We start from the raw sequence: 21,315 nt of genomic DNA, 5'->3' as shown, positions 1-21,315 counted from the left end.
GAAGAGAAAAAGTTAATATGTTAATGATAATCCCTAACGCCAAAGTAGCGAGCATAATTGCGTTTCATAATTCAGAACTCATAATAAATTTATCTAGAATAACATAATTCTCCCCATTCATTCACTTAAATAAGAACTCCCTATTCTTATTATAATATATTGAGTATCTATATTTATACATTAAGCTTATCTTCTATATCAAGTAGGTTAATGATAAAAAGTAGCCCTCTTGTCAAACATCAATCAAACACATAAACATGCCCAAACCGCAATACTAAGGTTTGGGCATATTTATGTCTATATGTATTTTTGAATCTTGGGATGAAGATGGTAAGTTGATTGAGTCTCTTCGTTTTTGATTATTTTATCTAAAGTATCTACAATACTCTGTGCAATTTCTGTCGTTGGGACCCCAATAGCATTGACAGGATAATCTAATTTTTTAATTTGTGGAATATTATCATAAGAATACAAAATAGGGTGGTCGTTTGGACCAAGTGCATTAATGGTTCCGACTGTGATGTCATAACTACCACAAATTACACCTTGAGCAAGATCGTTATACTGTAAAAAATGTTTAACGGAAGATTCAGTTTCGATAGCGTTCAAGCTTGTAGAATCAATGATACGATAATCGATGTGGTGTTTTTCACAGTACTGTGTAATAGTTTCTTTTTTAGCAATTTGACGTGTATCGCTTGTATGTATATCACCAATATAGTCAATGGAATTTACGCCTTGATTTACGAGTGCTTTAATTGCCATAATCATCGCTTCTGAATGATTTACATTAATCATTGGATAAGGAATATCGCGATTAACACCATAAGCTACCACAGGCACATTATTATAAATTTCTGGAGATAAATTTGTAGCATCTCCCTCATCAAAAATGACGATACCATCACAACCGAATTCCACAAATTTCTTTGAGGCTGCAGCAACGTCATCTATTGAAACAAACATGACATAACCTAAATCTTTAATCGCATGGTTTATTTCTGAAATCAGATGAGTAACTGCTACACGATCAACAGAAGGCCATATTAATCCAATTGTGCCACTTTTCTTAGATACGAGTGCTCTTGCTGAATGATTAGGGATATAATTCATTTCGAGTGCTTTTTGCTGAATCATGCTTTTTGTTTTGGGTTTAACGAGATGAGAATTTTTAAGTGCTTTACTAACTGTGGAATAACTGACTCCACAGGCTTCAGCAACGTCTTTTAAAGTTACAGCCATAAAATTTCTCCTTGAAATTGATTGATTTAAATTCGAATTAATTATACCATAGAGATAAGCATTACAATATTTTTTTGTATGATAATAACAACGTTGTTATTTTGAAATAGTATTGTAAATCATATAATTATGAGGGGTTGAAGAGATGGATTCAATTAACACAATGAAAGAAATTCAACAAGGTCAGCATATTGCCGTGATGCGCACGGATGATGCAGCATCGTTTTTGGATATTGCGCATACAATTATAGATAAGGGGCTTCATATTATCGAAGTAACATTAACGACGCCTAATGCTATGGACATAATAGCTAAATTATCAAAAAGAGAAGACGCATTGATAGGCGCTGGTACAGTATTAGATAGTGTTTCTGCGCGGACTGCTATTTTAAACGGGGCAAAATTTATTGTAAGCCCTAGTTTTGATAAAGAAACAGCTAAAATTGCCAATTTGTATGATGTACCATATATTCCTGGATGTATGACAGTCAAAGAAATGGTCGAATCATTAAGATATGGGTGCAAAGTGCTTAAATTATTCCCTGCTACTCAATTTACGCCTAAGTCTATTAAAGATTTTAAAGGGCCGTTACCACAAATTGAAATTGTACCGACGGGTGGCGTAGGAAAAGCGAATCACAAAGAATGGTTAGATGCTGGAAGTTTTGCAGTGGGCATAGGTAGTGAAATCACAAAAATTTATCAACAAGAAGGTAAAGAAGCTCTAGAAAGCTATATTTCAGAAATAAAAAGCGAGGTATAACAATGACAGTTTATGGGTTTGGTGAAGTGTTGTTACGTTATACGCCACCTGATTACGAACAGTTGAAAGACGCAGGCACGTTTAAAGTAAACGTGGGTGGCGCAGAATTAAACGCACTTGTAACGTTAGCACAATTTGGTCATCCTACTGAAATATTAACGGTATTACCTAATCATGCACTTGGTCACTTAGCTTTGCAAAAAATGTTTCAAACACGTGTGGGAACATCATTTATCAAATATAATAACGGCCGGGTAGGCACTTATTATATGGAAGAAAGTTTTGGTTTTCGCAGTGGTAAAGTCATTTACGATAGGGAACATTCAACATTCGCTGAACATGGTGCCAGTGTCATGAATGATATTAACGCTCAAAATGGTGACTATTTTGTATTTACAGGTATTACATTAGCTGTAAATAAAGCGATACGTCGTCAGATTGTTGATGTATTAGCACATTTGAAAGAAAAGGGCGTTAAAATCGTATTTGATATTAATTTTAGAAGCAATTTGTGGGATAAAGAAGAAGCAGTTCCAGTTATTAAGTCAATTTTACCTTTAGTTGATGTACTATTTTTTGGGAAAAAGGATGCTACACATTTGCTTGAAACCAATGCTTTAGATGACGATATGAAAACTTGTGCAAAGACGATTCAATCGCAATATGATATTGCGTTGATGGCTTCAAGTAATAGAAATATTGAACAAAGTACCTTACAAGGTATTATCCTTACAAAGGACGATTATATCGAAAGTCAAGCATATGCATATACTGTATTAAACCGTATTGGCGCAGGAGACGCATTTATGGCGGGTGTTTTACATGGATTGAATAAAGGGTGGCAACTAGGAGAAACGGTTGACTTTGCAACGAAATGTTCAGTCCTACAGCATACGACAAATGAAGATGCACTCAACGTACAAGAAAGTGATGTGTTTAATTTATCAACACATTTTGGAGCGTTAAAACGATAAAAATTGCAATACAAGGGGCATTATCTTTATGAAAAAAATTTTATTTCTACTTGTAAGCGCATTCTTTATGATTGGGATGGCATCGATGATATTAACAAATGGGGATGTTAAAGCTAAAGATAAGCAAAAAGAAATTATGTTAGCACATAATCAACCAACTGAGCATCCTGTGCATAAATCATTAAAGATATTTAAAGAGAGATTAGAAAAAAAGTCACATGGTCAAATTAAAGTGAATATTTACCCCAACGGCCAACTCGGCAGCGAACGTGAAGCGATTGAAATGACCCAAACCAATGCTATACAAATGACAAAAGTATCAGCAGGCGCACTCGAAAGCTTTTCACCGACATACTCACTATTTAATATGCCATATTTATTTGAATCTGAAGATAATTATCGCCATGTGATGAAGCAGAAGAACGTACAAGATGCGTTTTTTAAATCCACAGATGATCAAGGTTTTTTAGGTATCACTTATTATGATGCAGGTATGCGTAATATTTATACCAAAGATAAAAAAATTAAAGACAACACAGACTTGAAAGGGTTGAAGGTACGAGTTCAACCAGGGAAAACAAGTGTTGATTTAATCAAGTCATTAGGTGGCACGCCTACGCCAATGGATTTTGGCGAAGTTTATACAGCCATGCAGTCAGGCGTGATTGATGCAGCAGAGAATAATGAAACAGCCTTAACGACTAATAACCATGGTGAAGTTGCTAAAAATTATTATTATACAGAACATGCAACCGTACCGGATATTTTAATCATGAATAAAGAAACCTACGACAGTTTGACAAAACAACAACAAAAATGGTTAGAAGAGGCTGCTGATTATTCTACTAAAAAGCATGAAGTGATTTGGGATAAGGAAGTAAAAAACGCCAAGAAAACAGCTAAAGAAAAAATGGGAGTGCAATTTCATGATGTAGATAAAACATCATTTAAAGCGACTTCTAAACCACTTCAAGATGAATTTAAAAATAATCCAGACACAAAAGAGGATTATAAATTAATCGAGAAGGAGGAACAACGCTATGAAGAAAACAAAGCAAATCATTGATAGATTGCTGTTGACGTTGGCAGGTATCTCGCTTTTTGTAATGGTGATTTTATCCATTTATCAAGTGGCAACGCGATTTATATTTAACACACCCAGTACAACGAGTGAAGAGATTGTTAGATTCTTGTTAATTTGGTTTGGCTTATTGAGTGCAAGTTATGTATTTGGAATTAAACAACATATTGCTATCGTGTTTATGAGAGAGAAATTACCTGAGAAAGCACAAGTTATTTTAGAGAAAATGTCAGACGTTATCTTAATTATCGTCGCGATTATACTTATGATCTGGGGCGGATTTGAAGTTGTGAAATTAACTTGGTCTCAGATCGCGCCATCTACAGGTTTATCGATGGCATTGATGTATGGTGCGTTACCAGTGTCGGGTATATTTATCATTTTCTATGCATTTTACAATTTATTGAACAAAGAGGAATTAGTTCAAGAAGGTAATGAGGTTGAAGGCGGTGATGGTTTATGACGACAACTGCAGGGTTAGTTTTGTTCATCACGTTCTTCGTCTTTCTGATTATGGGGCTGCCTATTGCACTTTCGATTATTTTAAGTTCAATTATCACTTTATTATTAATACTGCCATTTGATGTCACAATTGTGACTGCCGCACAGCGGATGGTGACAGGGATTGATGATTTTACAATGTTAGCCATACCCCTATTTGTATTAGCAGGCATCATTATGAATAACGGAGGCATCGCATTTAGATTAGTGAATTTTGCTAAAGTTTTAGTAGGGCGATTACCGGGTTCATTAGCGCATACCAATATTGTGGGGAATATGCTGTTTGGTTCTATTTCTGGTTCAAGTGTTGCTGCAGCCGCAGCGATGGGACGTATCATGGGCCCGATGGAAAAAACGCAAGGCTATAAAAAAGAATATTCCGCAGCAGCAAATATTGCATCTGCACCATCAGGTTTAATGATTCCACCGAGTTCGCTATTGATTGTATATTCATTAGTCAGCGGTGGTACATCTATTGCTGCACTATTTATCGCAGGTTATATCCCTGGTATTTTATGGGGTATTGCTTGTATGATTGTCGCTTATTTTATGGCAAAAAAACAAGGCTATAAAGTGTCAGAAAAAATAAGTTGGAAAGATAAATTATTCCTAACACTTGATGCGTTGCCAAGTTTATTTTTAATCGTAGTTGTTATAGGAGGTATTGTATCTGGTATCTTTACAGCTACGGAAGGCGCTGCAGTAGCAGTTTTATATTCTGTAGTGTTGTCGCTTATTTATAAGAGTTTGAAAATAAAGCAACTTTCAAATGTTATCAAAGAAACAGCAGAAATTAGCGGTATGATTTTATTTTTAATAACCGCTTCTGCATTGTTTTCACTTGTTATGAGTTATACAGGACTACCAGAAGCAATATCTAACGGTATTATTTCAATGACAGACAATCCGATTGCACTTCTATTATTAATCAACGTTATTTTATTAGTGATTGGTACATTTATGGACATCACGCCAGCTGTACTTATATTTACACCAATCTTCTTACCGATTTCAGAAGTGTTAGGACTTGACCCAATACATTTTGGTATTATTATTGCTTTCAATTTATGTATTGGTAATATCACACCACCTGTGGGTAGTGCACTGTTTGTGGGAGCAAGCGTAGGTGGCGTTCGTGTAGAATCAGTATTTAAATATTTAGTTCCTTATTTTGGAGCACTAATTATTTTAATGCTTATTATCACATTTATTCCACAATTATCATTATTCCTTCCAAAATTATTAGGATTATAGAAAAGGGGCAAAGTTATGACTTTAATTAATGACAATTTTTTATTAAATAATAAAACAGCAGTTAAGTTATACCAAAAAGTTAAAGATTTACCTATTTATGATTTTCACTGTCATCTAGATCCGAAAGAAATTTATGAAAATAAAAATTACGACAATATCACACAATTATGGCTAGGTGGCGACCATTATAAATGGCGTTTAATGAGAGCTTATGGCATTGAAGAGGCATTCATTACAGGTACTGTTGATGATTTTGATAAATTCAAAGCATTTATGCATATGTTACCTTACGCTATTGTGAACCCAATGTATCATTGGTGTGCACTTGAGCTAAAACGTTATTTCGACGAAGACACAGATTTGGATAAAGTGAACGTCAAAAAATTGTACAAATCACTTAATAAAAAACTGGCAAAACCTTCACACACGCCGCAAAGTTTAATTAAACAAAGTAACGTTAAAGTCGTTTGTACCACAGATGATCCATGCGATGATTTGAAATATCATAAGTTGCTAAATGAAGACGACAAGGTGACGTTTAAAGTTATACCTACTTTTAGACCAGATAGTTATGTTTTCTTAAATCAAGATTCTATTAATACAAAAATTAATCAACTAGATGAAACAACAGATTGTGATATTAAAGATTTAAGTACTTATATTGACGCATTAAAAGCACGTGTTCATTACTTTGATAGACAAGGTGCACGTAGTTCTGATCAAAGTTTTGAAAAGACGCCATTAGTTACAGCATCTGCTAAAGATGCTAATGCGGTATATGATGCATTAAAACGTGGCGAGCAAGTATCTGAAACAGAACAATATGAATTAGCAGGTTATATTTTAACTGAAATTAGTAAAGTGTATGAAGAGTTAGGTTGGGTTGTACAATTCCACCTTGGACCAACAAGAAATAATAATTCGAATATGTTTGGTATTACAGGGCCAGATAGCGGTTTTGACAGTGTAGGTGAACAACTAAGCGCTAAAAAATTAAATGCATTACTTGATCATCTTGAGCAAAACCAAGCTTTATCGGATACGATTATTTATCCTAATAATGGAAATGACCATTTAATGGTTCAAGCAACAGCAGGTAACTTTACAAATAGCAGTCATAAGGTTCAACTTGGCGCAGCATGGTGGTTTAACGACACTAAAGAAGGTATGGAACAACATTTAATAGATTACGCTAACGTTGGTTTATTATCTAAATTTGTTGGTATGCTCACTGATTCACGCAGCATGATCTCATATACACGACATGAGTATTTCAGAAGAATTTTATGCAATTTCTTAGGAGATAAGATTGAAAAAGGTGAAATTCAACTGTCAGATGACACAATTACTAAAATATTGAAAGATATTTGTTATAACAATGCAGTAAACTTATTTAAAATTGAAGGCGTTGAGGAGGTATAATGATGGAATTATCATTTCGTTGGTATGGAGAAGATGACCCAGTAACATTAAATAACATTAGACAAATTCCAGATATGAAACACATTGTTTCAGCTATTTATGACATTCCTGTTGGAGAGGTTTGGACTAAAGAGAGAATTGCAGCATTAAAACAATCGATTGAAGATGCAGGTTTGAAATTTGAAGTTGTAGAAAGTTTACCTGTAAGTGAAGAAATCAAATTAGGTACAGAAAAGCGCGATGAATTAATTGAAAATTATAAGACTTCGCTCATTAATCTTGCTGAAAATGGTATTAAAACAGTGACTTACAACTTTATGCCCGTGTTCGATTGGACGCGTTCACAATTAGATTATGAGTTGCCAGATGGTTCAAATACATTAATTTATAACCACGATCAAATTAAAGATATTGACCCATTAACAACTAATTTAAATTTACCAGGTTGGGACGAAAGTTACTCACGTAAAGAGATGAATCATCTTATTTCAGCATATCGTGAAACATCAGATGAACAGTTATGGGATAACTTGAAATATTTCTTAGATGCTGTGTTGCCAACTGCGATAGAACATGACGTTGATCTGGCGATTCATCCGGACGATCCGCCTTGGGCTATATTCGGTATCCCACGTATCATAAAGAATAAGGAAAGTTATGAACGCCTATTATCAATTAATAATGATACGCATAACGGCATTTGTTTCTGTACTGGGTCATTAGGTTCATTAGCAGAAAATGATTTACCGAGTATGATTCGAACATTTGGCGACCATATTCATTTTGTACACATGCGTAATGTTAAACGTTTAGATGAATATTCTTTCGTTGAAACAGGTCATTTATCCAAAAATGGTTCTATAGATATGAAAGCGATAGCAGAAGCATTAAGAGATATTGATTTTAAAGGCACAATCAGACCAGATCACGGACGCATGATTTGGGGAGAAACAGGTAAGGCTGGTTATGGATTATTCGATAGAGCACTAGGTGCCACATATATAAATGGATTAATTGAAGGAGTGAGAAAATAATGGCAACACAATTTAAAGATGTGAATGTTGTTATTACAGGGGCAACGGGAGTCATCGGCGCTACATTTGTAAAAGCACTTGTAGAAAAAGGTGCGAATGTAGGTATATTAGGCCGCTCTGAAGATAAGATTGTACAATTACAAGACGAAATTGATCAAAATAGACAACAAACGGTCGCTTTAGTAGCAGACGTGTTAGACAAAGAAGCTTTAGAGAAAGCAAAACAAACATACAATGATCAATTTGGTGCGATTACTATTTTGATTAATGGTGCAGGCGGAAATCATCCTGATGCGACCACAAATGATGAAATGTATGATCAAGCAGGTGATAAAACATTCTTTGACCTTACAGAAGATGGTATAGACAAAGTCTTTAAATTGAACTATACAGGTACATTTTTACCATCACAAGTATTTGGTAAAGATGTAGTGGCATCAGAAAAAGGCACGATTATCAATATTTCTTCTATGAATGCATTTACACCGTTGACGAAAATTCCAGCGTATAGTGGTGCAAAAGCTTCTGTAAGTAACTTCACACAGTGGTTAAGCACATATTTCGCGGGACAAATACGCGTCAATGCGATTGCGCCAGGATTTTTCGAAACAAATCAAAATAAAGCATTGCTCAGAAATGAAGATGGTTCATATTCAGAACGTGCTCAAAAAATTCTTTCACAAACACCAATGGATCGATTTGGTGTTCCTGAAGACATCTTAGGCACATTATACTGGTTAATGGATCATGATATGAGTGGTTTTGTAACTGGTATTGTAGTACCTGTAGACGGCGGATTTTCATCCTATTCTGGTGTATAAAAGTCGTGTTAATCTATGATTGTGCATTCTTAAGTAAAAGTATTGTCGTTTATTTATAATAAAGGTATGTTTTTATATGAGTGGTATTGGTCACCAAATTAGAATATTTGGTGTCTGTGCCACTCTTATTTTATTTTTGGTTGGTATAACGTATATAATGTTTTTTAAAATGTATGAATATTTGATTTTACACATTTATAAAATTTTAATAAATTTCATTGATAATAATTATCATTTAATCCATAATATACTTCATATGAATGTTTATAAATTTAAAAGTAGGTGGGATGTTGTGAAAGCTTTTTTGAATTACTATAAGCCGTATAAAGGGTTGTTTTTTATAGATTTTGGTTCTGCTATTGTAGTAGGTTTATTGGAATTAATTTTTCCACTTATTACAAGTATTTATATAGACCGTTTGTTACCTACAAATCATTGGAATCTCATTGTGATTTTTGGGTTGGTTTTATTAGGTGTTTTTGCTATTGCATCAGTACTTAAGTTTGTTGTAACCTATTGGGGGCATAAGTTAGGTACAAATATAGAACGTGATATGCGTAATGATTTATATAGTCATATTCAAAAACTAAACTTTAAGTATTTTGATAACCAAAAATCTGGGAAATTAATTGGTCGCTTAACCAATGATTTAATGGATATTGGAGAAGCGGCGCATCATGGCCCCGAGGATATCTTTTTATCTATTATGACATTGATTGGTGCATTTATCATTATGTTGACAATTGATGTGAAATTAGCATTGATTACATTCTGTGTAGTGCCAATTGTTTTTATATTAGCGATATATTTCAATCAAAAAATGTCTCGTGCGTTTAAAGGACTATTTGCGAATGTATCCCGTTTTAATGAATTAATAGCGGATAATGTTGGTGGTATTAGATTAGTTCAAGCATTCACTAATGAGCGCCACGAACAACAAAAATTTAATCGTATTAATGATGACTTTAGAGCCACAAAATTAAAAGCTTATAATTATATGTCATGGAACGTTACGATTAGCCACATTGCTCAAAAATTAACACTGGTTATTGTATTAATCGTTGGCAGTTACTTCGTATTGCATGGTGACTTGAGCTATGGGGGCATCGTTGCATTTATTATGATTACGAATGTTTTATTTAAACCTTTAGAACAAATTAATATGATTATTGAGCTATTTCCAAAAGCCATTGCAGGGTTCAATAATTTCAGAGAAATCTTGGCGATAGACCCAGAAATACAAGACGACCCGCAGGCTATCAAGATGCCTTCTAAACCTAAAACAATTCAATATAAGGATGTATCATTTGGCTATGGAGAAACACCTATTCTAAATAAAATGAATTTAACAATTTATCAAGGTGAAAAAATTGCGTTAGTAGGACCAAGTGGCAGCGGTAAGACAACGATTAGTTCATTATTACCTCGATTTTACGAAGTAGATGAAGGAGATATTTTATTTGACGGTCAAAGCATTCAATCTATTCGGTTAGCATCTCTGCGTTCAGAAATAGGTGTGGTTCAGCAAGATGTATTCTTATTTTCTGGCACGTTAAGAGACAATATTGTATACGGACATTTAGAGGCTGATGAAGCACAAATATGGGAAGCAATCCGACACGCCCAACTGGAAAACTTTATCAATGAATTGCCATTTGGGCTTGATACGCTCGTAGGAGAAAGAGGTACAAAATTATCAGGCGGACAAAAGCAACGTATATCGATTGCGAGAATGTTTTTAAAAGACCCCTCTATTATTATTTTAGATGAAGCGACGAGTGCGCTTGATATTGAAACAGAAAACAAGATACAAAAAGCATTTAAAAAACTTTCTGAACATAGAACATCTTTAATTATTGCCCATCGTTTATCAACGATTAAAGATGTTGACCGTATTATCTTTATTAAAGACGGTCAGATATTAGAAGAAGGCAGCCATGAGGCACTCATGCAACATGAAGGTCCCTATAAGCAACTTTACTTATCACAATTTACAGACGTTGAGACCTTTTAAATGAACTGAAGTAAAGCGCGTATCATTAACCTGCAGTACTCTGAACTTTTAAAATGATAATTGAATAAAAATGCAATATTTTAAGCTACTTATTTTCTAGACGTTATCAGAGATAAGTAGCTTAGTTTTTGTTTCTATATTTTGGTCATTACAAGTTATGACTACATTTGCTATTGGAACTTATATACCGGAAATATTATCACAATTTGGATTTCATGAAGGATCGCTAAAATACTTAGGATCTGCAGTTATCAATATGTTTTATTTGATAGGCGTTTTCCCTGCACTTTACTTAGTGGAGAAATATGGCCGAAGACCAACTTTAATATAACCCTTCTTGATTACTGCGCTAGCTTTGTTATCATTAGGTATAGTATCGGAAGGAAATACTTCATTTTTAATTATACTTGTACTATTTATTGTATATGGCATTTTCAATACAGCAATGGGGAGCCATCAATGGATTGATCCATATGAATTATTCCCAACGCATGTACGAAGCACCGGCGGGGGGTTACTACTACAGTAAGCCGATTAGCTTCTACTTTAAGTACATTTTTCTTCCCTATGATTTTAGCAAATTATGGGCTAAGTCTAACCATGTATATTTTCTTCATCACTATTATTTATTGGTTTTATACTATCATTGAGTATGGCGCCAGAAACAAAAGAAAAAATCTAGAAGAGACAAGCGCTATTTAAAAACACGTAATTATTGTTTAAGAGGCTGAAATAAATAAAACGCATAGCCTTTTATATGATGTTAACAGTATATGATTGGATTGGAAACGTACTGACTTCATTTTTTTAACCCTCATCATGCTTGCCGGGGCGGGACAATGAAACCTTTGTAAAAAAAGGGTTTCTGTCTTGCCCTTATTTATTTTAGATTTTGATACGGCACTATCTTTTAACGTTTGTCCTCGTAGGTAGTGATTAATTATTTTTAATAATGGTTAAGCTTACATTGAAAAATTAATAAGTAGTATAAATTAATCAAATTTAAAGGGGATGTATGATAAATGAGTAAAGATAATAAAGCTGCAGTTAAGACTGCGCTAGCTTATCTTAGTTTTATAGTAGGCGCTGGGTTTACTACAGGCCAAGAACTATTACAATTTTTCGTTAATCATGGTAACTATGCGTACATTGCTGTGATTTTCACAGGGATTATCGTGACGTTTGCAACTAGACAAATTTCAAAGATTGGTTATCGATTAGATGCGAATACATATGAAATTTCATTAAATAGTATTTTTGGTAAATATGTGGGGAAAATCATTGATTATTTAACGATTTTCTTTTTATTTGGATTAACCGTAGTTATGGTTGCAGGCGGAGGATCTGCTTTATATCAAGGCTTTGGTCTCCCGGTATGGACCGGCTCTTTAGGTATAGTTATTTTATTGTTCGTTGTGTTACAACTTAAATTTAATAAGATTATGACCATACTCAGCATTGTTACACCTTTTTTAGTTATCGCGGTATTGATTATCGCTGGCTATAATATCATTAATCCAACTATCCCGTTTTCAGACGTAGAACAATATATTAAACCATCTAAAACGTCTAGTTCGTTATGGTGGTGGGATGCTATTGTATATGGCGGGTTGATAATTGGAAACAGCTTCAGCTTTTTAACGATAGTGGGGAGCGATTCAATCAGTCATAAAACAGCACGTAGAGGCGCATTTTATGGCGGCCTTTCATTTAGTATCTTGCTATTAATCATGACTTGCGGTTTGATGACAAATATTCAAAATGCCAATAGCGTAGATATTCCAACGTTATTATTAGCAAACGATATTCACCCCTATATTGGTATATTTATGTCTGCAGTGATGATAGGTGTTATCTTTAATAGTTGTATTGGTATGCTGTATCCATTTTTAAGTAGGTTTACACAGCCAAGTAGTAAGGGCTATGTGACGCTATTAACGATTTCATTAATTGTAGCCTTTATCTTAAGTTTCATTGGATTTGTGGATCTCGTGAACTTTGTATTTAAAACATTTGGTTATATTGGGTTATTTATTAGTGCAGCATTATTAATTAGATGGGTATATAATAAATTTAGTAAGAAACGCTTAATGTAATGGATATCAATAGAGGACGTATAGTGTTCAGTTATTTTAACTGAACACTATACGTCCCTTTATTTTTAAGAAATAAAACTCGTGATTGCATCAATTAAACTATAAAATCCTAGAAAAGTGACGATTAATACTACAATGAGTCCGATGATATTGAGCCAAATCGTATTCGCAAATCGTCCCATGAGATTTTGCTTGTTGATAATAATAAAGATAAGTATAGCTACAATAGGTAATATAATACCATTTAGTGCTTGTGCTATTAATAATACTTCCAATGGCTCAAATCCAAGTGCAGAGGTAGTTATACCAACGAGTATAATCACCGTGAAAACAGCTTTATATTTTTTGCTTTCCATTCCACCTTTCCAACCTAATAAACTACTAATTGTAGCAGCTGCACCAGTAGGCGAGGCAATTGCTGATGAAAGTCCTGCTGCGAACAGTCCAATGCTAATTGCAAATGGTGCTGCATCTCCTAACACAGGTTTGAGTGGGCCAGAAAGTTGAATAACACTTTTGACGTCATCGCCTTGTATTAAAGTGGCAGCAGCAATCAAGATAGCAGCTGAAATAATACCGCCTACTGTAATTGAAATGATTGTATCCCAACGTGCAAACTTAAGTTCTCTGATACCATTAAAACGTTCATGTACTGCCGTTGAATGAATAAAGAAATTATAAGGTACTACAGTGGTTCCAATTAATGCGATGACAGTAATAATAGAACCATCAGGAATAGTTGGTACAAAAATACCTTTTAAGATACCTATGACATCAGGTTTAATAACAATCATGGTTGTTATAAAGATGACCCCCATAATAACCATCAGAAAAATCATGACTTTTTCTAGAAATTTATAATTACCAAATAAGCCAATAAGTAAGATAATAATACCTATGACAGGTGCTACGACATGCTCTGGTAAATTTAATAGATAGGCAGCACCAAGTGATGTGCCAATTAAATCGCCGCTTATGTAAGCAGCACAACCAATGGCTACTGCGATTAATGTAAACCAAACAATAATCAGCTTTCCAACTTTATGAGCAAATAATTCTTGGATGGCTTCTCCTAATCCTTCTCTTGTCACTAGTGACAAACGGATGATCATTTCTTGTAAGACGATAGTTGCTATAATTGAAAAAGCGACAGCCCATAATAAGCTATATCCAAATCCTGCGCCACCTTGTGTCATAGTGGTAACCGTGCCAGGGCCAATAAACGAAGCGGTGATAATCATTCCTGGACCAAGTGATTTAATAACTTTTTTTATACTGTTGACCAATATCATCACCCCTCAGCTATTTCGTTTTGTTTAAATATGCTACATGACCAGCTAGTACATATAACACGGCTGTTGAGACAAAATGCGCAGAATTTTGATTTGCATCTTGCATCGGATAAACTTCCACATAATCCATGCCACATAAACCTAATGCGCCAAATTCATAAATCATCGTTAATAATTCATAAGAAGTTAGACCATTGCCATCTACAGGGCCACCTGGATTAAATGCAAAGTCTAATACATCACTACAAATAGTTAAGTAAACAACATCTACGTCTTTACTTGCTTGGTCATAAATAGCTTTGGCATATGCTTTTAAATCTTTGGCTGCACGTATATCATTAATTGTAAGTGTGACTGCGCCAGCTTCTTGAGCGTAGCGTCCTGTTTCTGGTTTATTCCTAGGACCATGTATACCAGTGTGAATAATACTTTCATTACGCACACCATCCGTTTCATACAATCTCATAAATGGCGTGTTTCGTGCGTAGTTTTCACCTTCATAATCAGGCATATTATCATAATGTGCATCTAAATGTATAATACCTATTTTTTTGCCTGTTTTTGCCAAAGATTTAAGAATAGGATAGGTGACGCCATGTTCACCACCAAATCCGACTAAAAATTTCTCGCTTTCCCATAACCTTTTCGTGAAATCAGCAATGTTTTCGTAACTTTCTTTATTATTGTGGGCGACAAATGGCACGTCTCCGGCGTCACCGATAGTTAAATGTTCACTTATATCTATATGGTTTAATTCGGGTAAATATTGACTATAACGTGCCGAACACGCTCTAATTTGTTTAGGGCCTAATTCGACGCCAGTATAGTCACCCCAGGTACTTTCACCTTCAAAAGGTGCACCATAAACAATGACATCTGTATTTAAATCATCTGTTAAAGTCAGATTTTTGCTATTTAAAAAACATGGTATATTACCATAAATATTATTTTTCATAATGTATTTACACCCCTTTGTTGTAAATAGTATATATTGGATAGTTTTTTATTTCAAATAAATTCAGAAAATTCAATTTTCAATACTTTTGAAAATGCTAATATTTCAATACTAAGATAATTTTTTTATTTGAAGTGTGAATTTGAAAATGAAGCGCTTATATAAAAACAAGCTGATTCGAACACCGAACCAGCTTGTTTTAAAATAATATAATAAAAAGCTTAATATTATGCCCAACCACGGAAACGTGTCGCTTCAGCAGTACGTTTAAGACCGACTACATAAGCAGCTAAGCGCATATCCATTTTCCTATTTTCTGCTAAGTCATAAATTTTATTAAAGGCTTCCACCATTTTTTCTTGAAGTTTAACAATGATATCTTCTTCTGACCAATAATAGCCTTGATTATTCTGAACCCACTCGAAGTAAGAAACTGTGACGCCACCCGCACTTGCAAGGACATCTGGTATAATCAAGACGTCTCGATCCGTTAATATTTTAGTTGCTTCTGGAGTTGTTGGACCGTTTGCAGCTTCAGCAACGATATTTGCTTTAATTAAATGTGCATTTTCTTTATTAATTTGATTGGATAATGCAGCAGGGATCAAAATATCACAATCGATTTCAAATAATTTTTCGTTTGGAATGACTTCATCAAATAATGGTGTTACGCGACCATGTTGCGCTTTCAACTCAATTAGACTTTCTATGTCTAGGCCATTGGGGTCATATAAAGCACCACGACTTTCGGAAATTGCAACAATTTTGGCACCTTTATCGTGTAAAATTTTAGCTATAAAACTACCAGCATTCCCAAAACCTTGAATTGCAACGCGAGAACCTGCAATACTCATATTTCTACGTTTGGCAGCTTCTTCAATTGTGATAACCGCGCCAAGTGCTGTAGCACGATTACGCCCTTGAGATCCACCTAAAGATAGTGGTTTACCAGTAATAAATGCGAACGCATTTGAACGGTTAATCTTACTATATTCATCCATCATCCAAGACATAACTTGGGGGTTAGTATACACGTCTGGAGCTGGGATATCACTAGCTGGTCCAACAAATTGAGAGATTGCTTTGACATAGCCTCGTGATAAACGTTCAAGTTCTAAATTACTCATTTCTCTTGGGTCACAGATGACGCCGCCTTTACCACCACCAAATGGTAAATTTGTAATACCGCATTTCATCGTCATCCACATCGATAAAGCTTTAACTTCTTCTACATTAACATCAGGATGAAAGCGAACGCCCCCTTTAGTAGGACCGACAGCTTGATTATGTTGTGCTCGGTACCCTTTAAATGTTTTAACAGTACCATCATCCATCCGAACGGGGATACGGATCTCTAAAAATCTTAGAGGCTCTTTAACAAGTTCGTACATACCATCGTCAAAACCTAATTTATGTAAAGCTTCTTTCATAATTTCTTGAGTTGAAGTTACTAAGTCATTATTTTCTGTCATGGTTAATCTCCTCTATCTATTACTTCAAATTTTAAGTTACTTATATATAAATGTTATCTATAATAAGATATAAAATCAATACTTAGCAACTGAATTTTTGTAAAAGTTAGAAAATTCAGTAAAAGAATGTATATAGAACATTTTAAAAATAGTAATAATTTATAGCTTGTAAATCATTGTAAAGTATATGAAAAGCGAAGGTTTATTATAAACTATTAATAAATAAAATTTCATGGAAATTGGTTAATTATACTAAAAGGTTAATAGATATTGAAATGTTATAGATACAATAGAAAGATAACCCCATGTTACTCAAATATGAAAGATTCGATATAGATACGATTAATTCTATCAATTCTTTTAATTTAATGTAATAAGGTTAATCAAATGCAATCCATACAATAATCTATTATTTTAAATAGAGCTAACAAAGTAAATCGGCTCAATTACAATCCAAAGGCAATGTATAAGTTACTGTAATAAAATGACAGGGAATATGAAATGAGTCATCATACTTATATGTTATATTCCCTATATGATGTTAAGGAGGTAATATTATGACTATCCAATACGCAAAAGATCAACAAGGTGTTTATCAAACGATAACTGTAAACATTAGTAACGGAGCCCATCATATTTTCAAATATTTAAGTACTACAGAGGGTATACAGCAATGGTTTCCACAATTATCATTTCAAGAAAGGGCCGTCGGAGGAAAAATGTATTTTCATATAGCTGAGAGTGAAAATATAGAAATGCGCATTACACATTTTGAAGAAAATAAAGTGATTGGGTTTACATGGGATATTGGTAAAGTGAGATTTGAATTATACGAACACCCCTCATATGTGGCGCTCATTTTTTATGAATATCTACCCTTTGAATTTCCTCATACGGCATTAGATTTTGCAGGTTGGCAATTTCAGTTGGAAAGTATTAAAAATATTGCTGAAACAGGGGAAGCATTAGACCAATACAATTATGATTTTGATGCGAAAAAAACTGAAATAGAAGCTAGTCTAGCCGTGATTTGAATAGAATTAAATACGGATATATCAAAATAAAAATAAGACGAGAATGCGAAACAATAAAAAATTGGTTCGTTTTCGTATTCTCGTCCCTACTTTGTGAGTTTATAGTATATGCTAAATTTGTTTAGCATTAATAATTAGGGTTTTTAGCAGCTTTTTTACCATGTAATATAAAGTAAAACACAATGGAAATAATAATGAGTATAGCCATTGTTACATATAAGTTACGATAACCCATGATTGGAATCATAATACCTAAAATAAATGGTCCTATACCTGCACCGAAATCAGCAAACATATAGAAAGTAGAAGTGGCAAGTCCAATTTTCTCAACAGGTGACTGCTGTATAGCGATTGCTTGAGCGCTAGGTATGATTGTACCGTAACCGATACCAATAAATATAGCTGAGATGAGTAACAGTAAACTTGTATGTGTTGCGCTTAATAATATAAGCCCTAGCATAAAGCTAATTAATACAGGATACATTACTTTATTTTCACCATAATTATCATAGATTTTACCGGTAAATGGGCGTGTGACAAAGGTACTAACTGCATAGATGATAAAGAAGAAACTAGATGCTGTGGTAAGGTTTATTTGTTCCGTATAAACAGTTAAGAATGATAGGACACTGGAATAAGCAATACCAACGAATATAACGACAAAGGAAATAGGTAATGCTTCTTTTTGGATATAAGCATTGATACCTTTAGTACTTGGATCGTCATCATCTTCTGAAGGTTCTGGTTTAGGTAACCCTTTAATCAATAATGAAAAGACAAAAGCAATTATAATCACAATTAAGCTTACGACAAAGATAGACTCAAAACCAAACCGTTGATTTAAAAGGATACCAGTGAACGGACCGATTGCAGACGCAGTTGTTACACTTAGTGCATAGTAACCAATACCCTCGCCTTTACGTTTGTCTGGTATAATACTTGATGAAATTGTTCCTGTAGCAGTGGAAGATAACCCGAAAGCAATGCCATGTAATAGTCTAACTATCATTAAGATAAGTAAACTATTAATTGCAAAGTATAACCCAACAGTAATAATTGAAAAAGTAACACCAAATAGTAATACTTTTTTCGGTTGCAGACTATCAATCACCCGACCAGAAGCTAAACGTCCGAACAACATACCTATAATAAAAATACCGGCAGCTAGACCGCCCATGCTTTCGGAAGCATGATATTTATCAATAGTAAATATAGTAACAGTGACAATTAATGTATAATGTATTAAATACATCAAAAAGTTTGTGATAGTAATGAAGATAAAATCTTTTGACCAGAGTTTATCGTACATATTTAATACCGTCCTTTAATATGAATTTTTCGACCACCATTAATTATAATGAATAACAGATGCTAATGTATAATTAGAATTTTTGAAGTTTATATAAGTTTTACTAATACAAAAGGGTGATTTAATGAATTTTGAGCAGTTATCATATGTCCAGAAGATTTACGAATTAGAATCTATCATTCATGCATCTGAAGCTATGCATATTAGCCAATCTGCAATGAGCCAGTCCATAGCAAACCTAGAGTCAGAATTAGGTTATAAAATTTTTAATCGTTCTCGTAAGGGGACTTTGCCGACTACAGTAGGTAAGCGGTTAATACCTTTGATTATAGAAATTTTAGAAGCACAAACAAATTTATTGTCTGAAGTAGAGGCGTTACATAGTAACATTAAAGGTTCAATAAAAATAGCTACTATACCAACTTTATTTAATAAAATAGTACCTAAAGCTTTATCAAATTTTAAGAAGGATTACGCCCATATTGAGGTAGAAGTATTTGAAAGTGATAGACAAGACATTATTAAAATGATTGAAAATAATGAAATAGATATTGGATTAATAGGTAGAACGGAAAATGAAACATTTGCTCAGAATATCGTGTCACATTCATTGAACTTATCTACAGATTTTAAGTTAATCGTGCCTAAAAAATCTAAACTTGCTTTAAAACATACGGTGGATATGGAAGCAATAAAACAATTTCCTTTTGTACTATATGATCGGAATTTTTACCACGATAATTTTAAAACTTATGAAAATGAAAACGGGCCTTTAAAAATTGTTTTTAGAACAAATAATCCTAGTGTACTTATTAAAACTGTTTCCGAAGGATTAGGTGTTAGTATTGTATCTAGCTTAATGTTAGAGGATGATCCCTTTATCCTCAATGGTTTAATTGAGATGTTGCCCATTGGCTCTCCTTTTGATTATTATATATATTTTACAGCGCTGACAAATGTCGATCGCGCTGATGAACAGACTATTCGTACTTTTATTAATTACTTAAAAAATTAAAACACAAATATGAATCTTAGATTTTGAAACAAAAAGTGGGAACGAACTAGAAATCATACATAGATAGTTTGATTCCATCTGTTTATTCCCACTTAGGTTAAATAGAATTTTTAAAAACGCATTGCTTTAAACGATTAAATATTAAATGTTAGGTCGGATGCTTGTAAGCTTATTTTGAATATTATAGTTTAAGCATGTATTTTATTTATAAAACGATAAAATTGCGTTATATCCGACAACTGCTGGTTACACTTTGTACTATCGTAACAAATATAGTCCCCTTTTTTAGTGTATTGTCCATCACTTGAAGTGCGTGTTTTACGCATGAATAGTGCCACGTTAGATTCTTTATTACAAATAGCACAAAACCCCTTTACAGTTTGATGAGATATATCACCATAAAAACCGTTAAACCTACCTTGTGCATCATAGTAGATTATGAATTTTCTGTTAGAAGCTAGGTCATTCCAACCTATATAGGTACTTTCTAAAAGTACTTCGTTACTTATGAATGGTGCTTTTAGTTTTTTTATTTTGCGGAATACTTTTTCTATTTGCTTATTTGATGGTTGCTCAAACGGTATAACATAAGTTTGTAAGGTTTCTAAAACTTTTTCTACTTGCTCCTTTGAAATTTGCATATACATTAATTTTTCAACTGTATAAATAATTGTCTCGTCTGTTTCATAAAACGTATTATAAATCTGTTCTTTAGTCATTTGTTTTATGGATGCTATCGTATTTAAGTCATTAACAGATTTATAGGCACTAAACAAATGCGCGATATGCACTTTTATATCATTAAATTGATATGGATAGATTTGTCTTTCCAATTTTAAAATTCCTTTCACATTCATTTTTAAAACCAAAAAAGACGCTCTGTGAAAAGAAACTTTTAACAAAGCATCTTAACTAAAAACAGTCATTACTTTGTATTAATAATACAGCATGGTTATGCAACATATCATCATCTCCAGATACTATATTTGATTGCTTTATACCAAAATAGTAAACGGATGTCAATAAGGCGTTATAT

Annotated in this window: 19 protein-coding genes; 13 read left to right on the top strand and 6 right to left on the bottom strand. The window is 33.7% G+C overall.

What is annotated here, in order from left to right; all coding sequences use genetic code 11:
• Positions 1-297: 297 nt before the first annotated feature.
• Positions 298-1,242: a LacI family DNA-binding transcriptional regulator gene (locus KA894_RS06915; protein ID WP_210133850.1), complete on the bottom strand. Its 945-nt coding sequence runs from the start codon at positions 1,240-1,242 to the stop codon at positions 298-300.
• 145 nt (positions 1,243-1,387) lie between these two features.
• Here KA894_RS06915 and eda point away from each other — a divergent pair, with 145 nt between their 5' ends.
• The 11 genes from eda to KA894_RS06860 all read left to right on the top strand — a co-directional run bounded on the left by eda (position 1,388) and on the right by KA894_RS06860 (position 13,202).
• Complete coding sequence (gene eda, locus KA894_RS06910; protein WP_096810894.1) at positions 1,388-2,005, top strand: bifunctional 4-hydroxy-2-oxoglutarate aldolase/2-dehydro-3-deoxy-phosphogluconate aldolase; 618 nt, start codon at positions 1,388-1,390, stop codon at positions 2,003-2,005.
• 2 nt (positions 2,006-2,007) lie between these two features.
• The gene (locus KA894_RS06905) at positions 2,008-2,979 is read left to right on the top strand and encodes a sugar kinase (RefSeq protein ID WP_115342394.1); all 972 of its coding nucleotides are present in this window, start codon (positions 2,008-2,010) and stop codon (positions 2,977-2,979) included.
• A 28-nt stretch (positions 2,980-3,007) separates the two neighbouring features.
• The gene (locus KA894_RS06900) at positions 3,008-4,045 is read left to right on the top strand and encodes a TRAP transporter substrate-binding protein (protein WP_107643995.1); all 1,038 of its coding nucleotides are present in this window, start codon (positions 3,008-3,010) and stop codon (positions 4,043-4,045) included.
• Positions 4,020-4,523 (top strand): TRAP transporter small permease, encoded by a 504-nt coding sequence (locus KA894_RS06895; RefSeq protein ID WP_107643996.1) that lies wholly within the window; start codon positions 4,020-4,022, stop codon positions 4,521-4,523. The genes KA894_RS06900 and KA894_RS06895 overlap by 26 nt, the downstream gene beginning before the upstream one ends.
• Complete coding sequence (locus KA894_RS06890) at positions 4,520-5,815, top strand: TRAP transporter large permease (protein WP_096810890.1); 1,296 nt, start codon at positions 4,520-4,522, stop codon at positions 5,813-5,815. Before KA894_RS06895 ends, KA894_RS06890 begins: the two co-directional genes overlap by 4 nt.
• 15 nt (positions 5,816-5,830) lie before the next feature.
• The gene (uxaC, locus tag KA894_RS06885) at positions 5,831-7,237 is read left to right on the top strand and encodes a glucuronate isomerase (RefSeq protein WP_119487744.1); all 1,407 of its coding nucleotides are present in this window, start codon (positions 5,831-5,833) and stop codon (positions 7,235-7,237) included.
• A gap of 2 nt (positions 7,238-7,239) precedes the next feature.
• On the top strand, positions 7,240-8,271 hold the full coding sequence (locus tag KA894_RS06880) for a mannonate dehydratase (protein ID WP_096810888.1): 1,032 nt from the start codon (positions 7,240-7,242) through the stop codon (positions 8,269-8,271).
• On the top strand, positions 8,271-9,092 hold the full coding sequence (locus tag KA894_RS06875; RefSeq protein ID WP_096810887.1) for an SDR family oxidoreductase: 822 nt from the start codon (positions 8,271-8,273) through the stop codon (positions 9,090-9,092). The genes KA894_RS06880 and KA894_RS06875 overlap by 1 nt, the downstream gene beginning before the upstream one ends.
• 256 nt (positions 9,093-9,348) lie before the next feature.
• Positions 9,349-11,106: an ABC transporter ATP-binding protein gene (locus KA894_RS06870; RefSeq protein WP_103373646.1), complete on the top strand. Its 1,758-nt coding sequence runs from the start codon at positions 9,349-9,351 to the stop codon at positions 11,104-11,106.
• A gap of 157 nt (positions 11,107-11,263) precedes the next feature.
• Positions 11,264-11,437 (top strand): hypothetical protein, encoded by a 174-nt coding sequence (locus tag KA894_RS14700; RefSeq protein WP_107643999.1) that lies wholly within the window; start codon positions 11,264-11,266, stop codon positions 11,435-11,437.
• A gap of 691 nt (positions 11,438-12,128) precedes the next feature.
• Positions 12,129-13,202 carry a YkvI family membrane protein gene (locus tag KA894_RS06860; RefSeq protein WP_119487743.1) on the top strand — a complete coding sequence of 358 codons (1,074 nt, stop codon included), beginning with the start codon at positions 12,129-12,131 and terminating at the stop codon, positions 13,200-13,202.
• Between the two features lie 65 nt (positions 13,203-13,267).
• On the opposite strand, the gene KA894_RS06855 is transcribed toward KA894_RS06860, so the two are convergent.
• From KA894_RS06855 to KA894_RS06845, 3 genes are all read right to left on the bottom strand, one after another.
• Positions 13,268-14,494 (bottom strand): Nramp family divalent metal transporter, encoded by a 1,227-nt coding sequence (locus KA894_RS06855; protein ID WP_119487742.1) that lies wholly within the window; start codon positions 14,492-14,494, stop codon positions 13,268-13,270.
• 10 nt (positions 14,495-14,504) lie between these two features.
• The gene (locus KA894_RS06850; protein WP_096810885.1) at positions 14,505-15,449 is read right to left on the bottom strand and encodes an agmatinase family protein; all 945 of its coding nucleotides are present in this window, start codon (positions 15,447-15,449) and stop codon (positions 14,505-14,507) included.
• Between the two features lie 227 nt (positions 15,450-15,676).
• A complete protein-coding gene (locus tag KA894_RS06845; RefSeq protein ID WP_107644001.1) occupies positions 15,677-16,921 on the bottom strand; it encodes a Glu/Leu/Phe/Val family dehydrogenase in 1,245 nt (414 codons plus the stop codon).
• Between the two features lie 557 nt (positions 16,922-17,478).
• On the opposite strand from KA894_RS06845, the gene KA894_RS06840 reads away from it, so the two are divergent.
• Entirely contained in the window at positions 17,479-17,955 is a 477-nt protein-coding gene (locus KA894_RS06840; protein WP_119487741.1) for an SRPBCC domain-containing protein, read from the top strand.
• Between the two features lie 127 nt (positions 17,956-18,082).
• Here the strand turns inward: KA894_RS06840 and KA894_RS06835 are convergent, their stop codons facing one another.
• On the bottom strand, positions 18,083-19,264 hold the full coding sequence (locus KA894_RS06835; protein ID WP_119487740.1) for an MFS transporter: 1,182 nt from the start codon (positions 19,262-19,264) through the stop codon (positions 18,083-18,085).
• Positions 19,265-19,388: 124 nt separating this feature from the next.
• Between KA894_RS06835 and KA894_RS06830 the strand changes: the two genes are divergently transcribed.
• The gene (locus KA894_RS06830) at positions 19,389-20,279 is read left to right on the top strand and encodes a LysR family transcriptional regulator (RefSeq protein ID WP_115342391.1); all 891 of its coding nucleotides are present in this window, start codon (positions 19,389-19,391) and stop codon (positions 20,277-20,279) included.
• Between the two features lie 188 nt (positions 20,280-20,467).
• Here the strand turns inward: KA894_RS06830 and KA894_RS06825 are convergent, their stop codons facing one another.
• The gene (locus KA894_RS06825; protein WP_096823944.1) at positions 20,468-21,112 is read right to left on the bottom strand and encodes a FusB/FusC family EF-G-binding protein; all 645 of its coding nucleotides are present in this window, start codon (positions 21,110-21,112) and stop codon (positions 20,468-20,470) included.
• Between the last annotated feature and the right edge of the window lie 203 nt (positions 21,113-21,315).

Source organism: Staphylococcus sp. GDY8P131P (assembly GCF_017891975.1).
Classification (GTDB): Bacteria; Bacillota; Bacilli; order Staphylococcales; family Staphylococcaceae; genus Staphylococcus; species Staphylococcus nepalensis.
This window is presented reverse-complemented; position numbering and strand designations above follow the sequence as displayed.

Coding starts and splice junctions, on each gene's coding strand:
- KA894_RS06915 (WP_210133850.1), bottom strand. CDS start 1,242: ATGGCTGTAACTTTAAAAGACGTTGCTGAAGCCTGTGGAGTCAGTTAT.
- eda (WP_096810894.1), top strand. CDS start 1,388: ATGGATTCAATTAACACAATGAAAGAAATTCAACAAGGTCAGCATATT.
- KA894_RS06905 (WP_115342394.1), top strand. CDS start 2,008: ATGACAGTTTATGGGTTTGGTGAAGTGTTGTTACGTTATACGCCACCT.
- KA894_RS06900 (WP_107643995.1), top strand. CDS start 3,008: ATGAAAAAAATTTTATTTCTACTTGTAAGCGCATTCTTTATGATTGGG.
- KA894_RS06895 (WP_107643996.1), top strand. CDS start 4,020: ATGAAGAAAACAAAGCAAATCATTGATAGATTGCTGTTGACGTTGGCA.
- KA894_RS06890 (WP_096810890.1), top strand. CDS start 4,520: ATGACGACAACTGCAGGGTTAGTTTTGTTCATCACGTTCTTCGTCTTT.
- uxaC (WP_119487744.1), top strand. CDS start 5,831: ATGACTTTAATTAATGACAATTTTTTATTAAATAATAAAACAGCAGTT.
- KA894_RS06880 (WP_096810888.1), top strand. CDS start 7,240: ATGGAATTATCATTTCGTTGGTATGGAGAAGATGACCCAGTAACATTA.
- KA894_RS06875 (WP_096810887.1), top strand. CDS start 8,271: ATGGCAACACAATTTAAAGATGTGAATGTTGTTATTACAGGGGCAACG.
- KA894_RS06870 (WP_103373646.1), top strand. CDS start 9,349: ATGAATGTTTATAAATTTAAAAGTAGGTGGGATGTTGTGAAAGCTTTT.
- KA894_RS14700 (WP_107643999.1), top strand. CDS start 11,264: ATGACTACATTTGCTATTGGAACTTATATACCGGAAATATTATCACAA.
- KA894_RS06860 (WP_119487743.1), top strand. CDS start 12,129: ATGAGTAAAGATAATAAAGCTGCAGTTAAGACTGCGCTAGCTTATCTT.
- KA894_RS06855 (WP_119487742.1), bottom strand. CDS start 14,494: ATGATATTGGTCAACAGTATAAAAAAAGTTATTAAATCACTTGGTCCA.
- KA894_RS06850 (WP_096810885.1), bottom strand. CDS start 15,449: ATGAAAAATAATATTTATGGTAATATACCATGTTTTTTAAATAGCAAA.
- KA894_RS06845 (WP_107644001.1), bottom strand. CDS start 16,921: ATGACAGAAAATAATGACTTAGTAACTTCAACTCAAGAAATTATGAAA.
- KA894_RS06840 (WP_119487741.1), top strand. CDS start 17,479: ATGACTATCCAATACGCAAAAGATCAACAAGGTGTTTATCAAACGATA.
- KA894_RS06835 (WP_119487740.1), bottom strand. CDS start 19,264: ATGTACGATAAACTCTGGTCAAAAGATTTTATCTTCATTACTATCACA.
- KA894_RS06830 (WP_115342391.1), top strand. CDS start 19,389: ATGAATTTTGAGCAGTTATCATATGTCCAGAAGATTTACGAATTAGAA.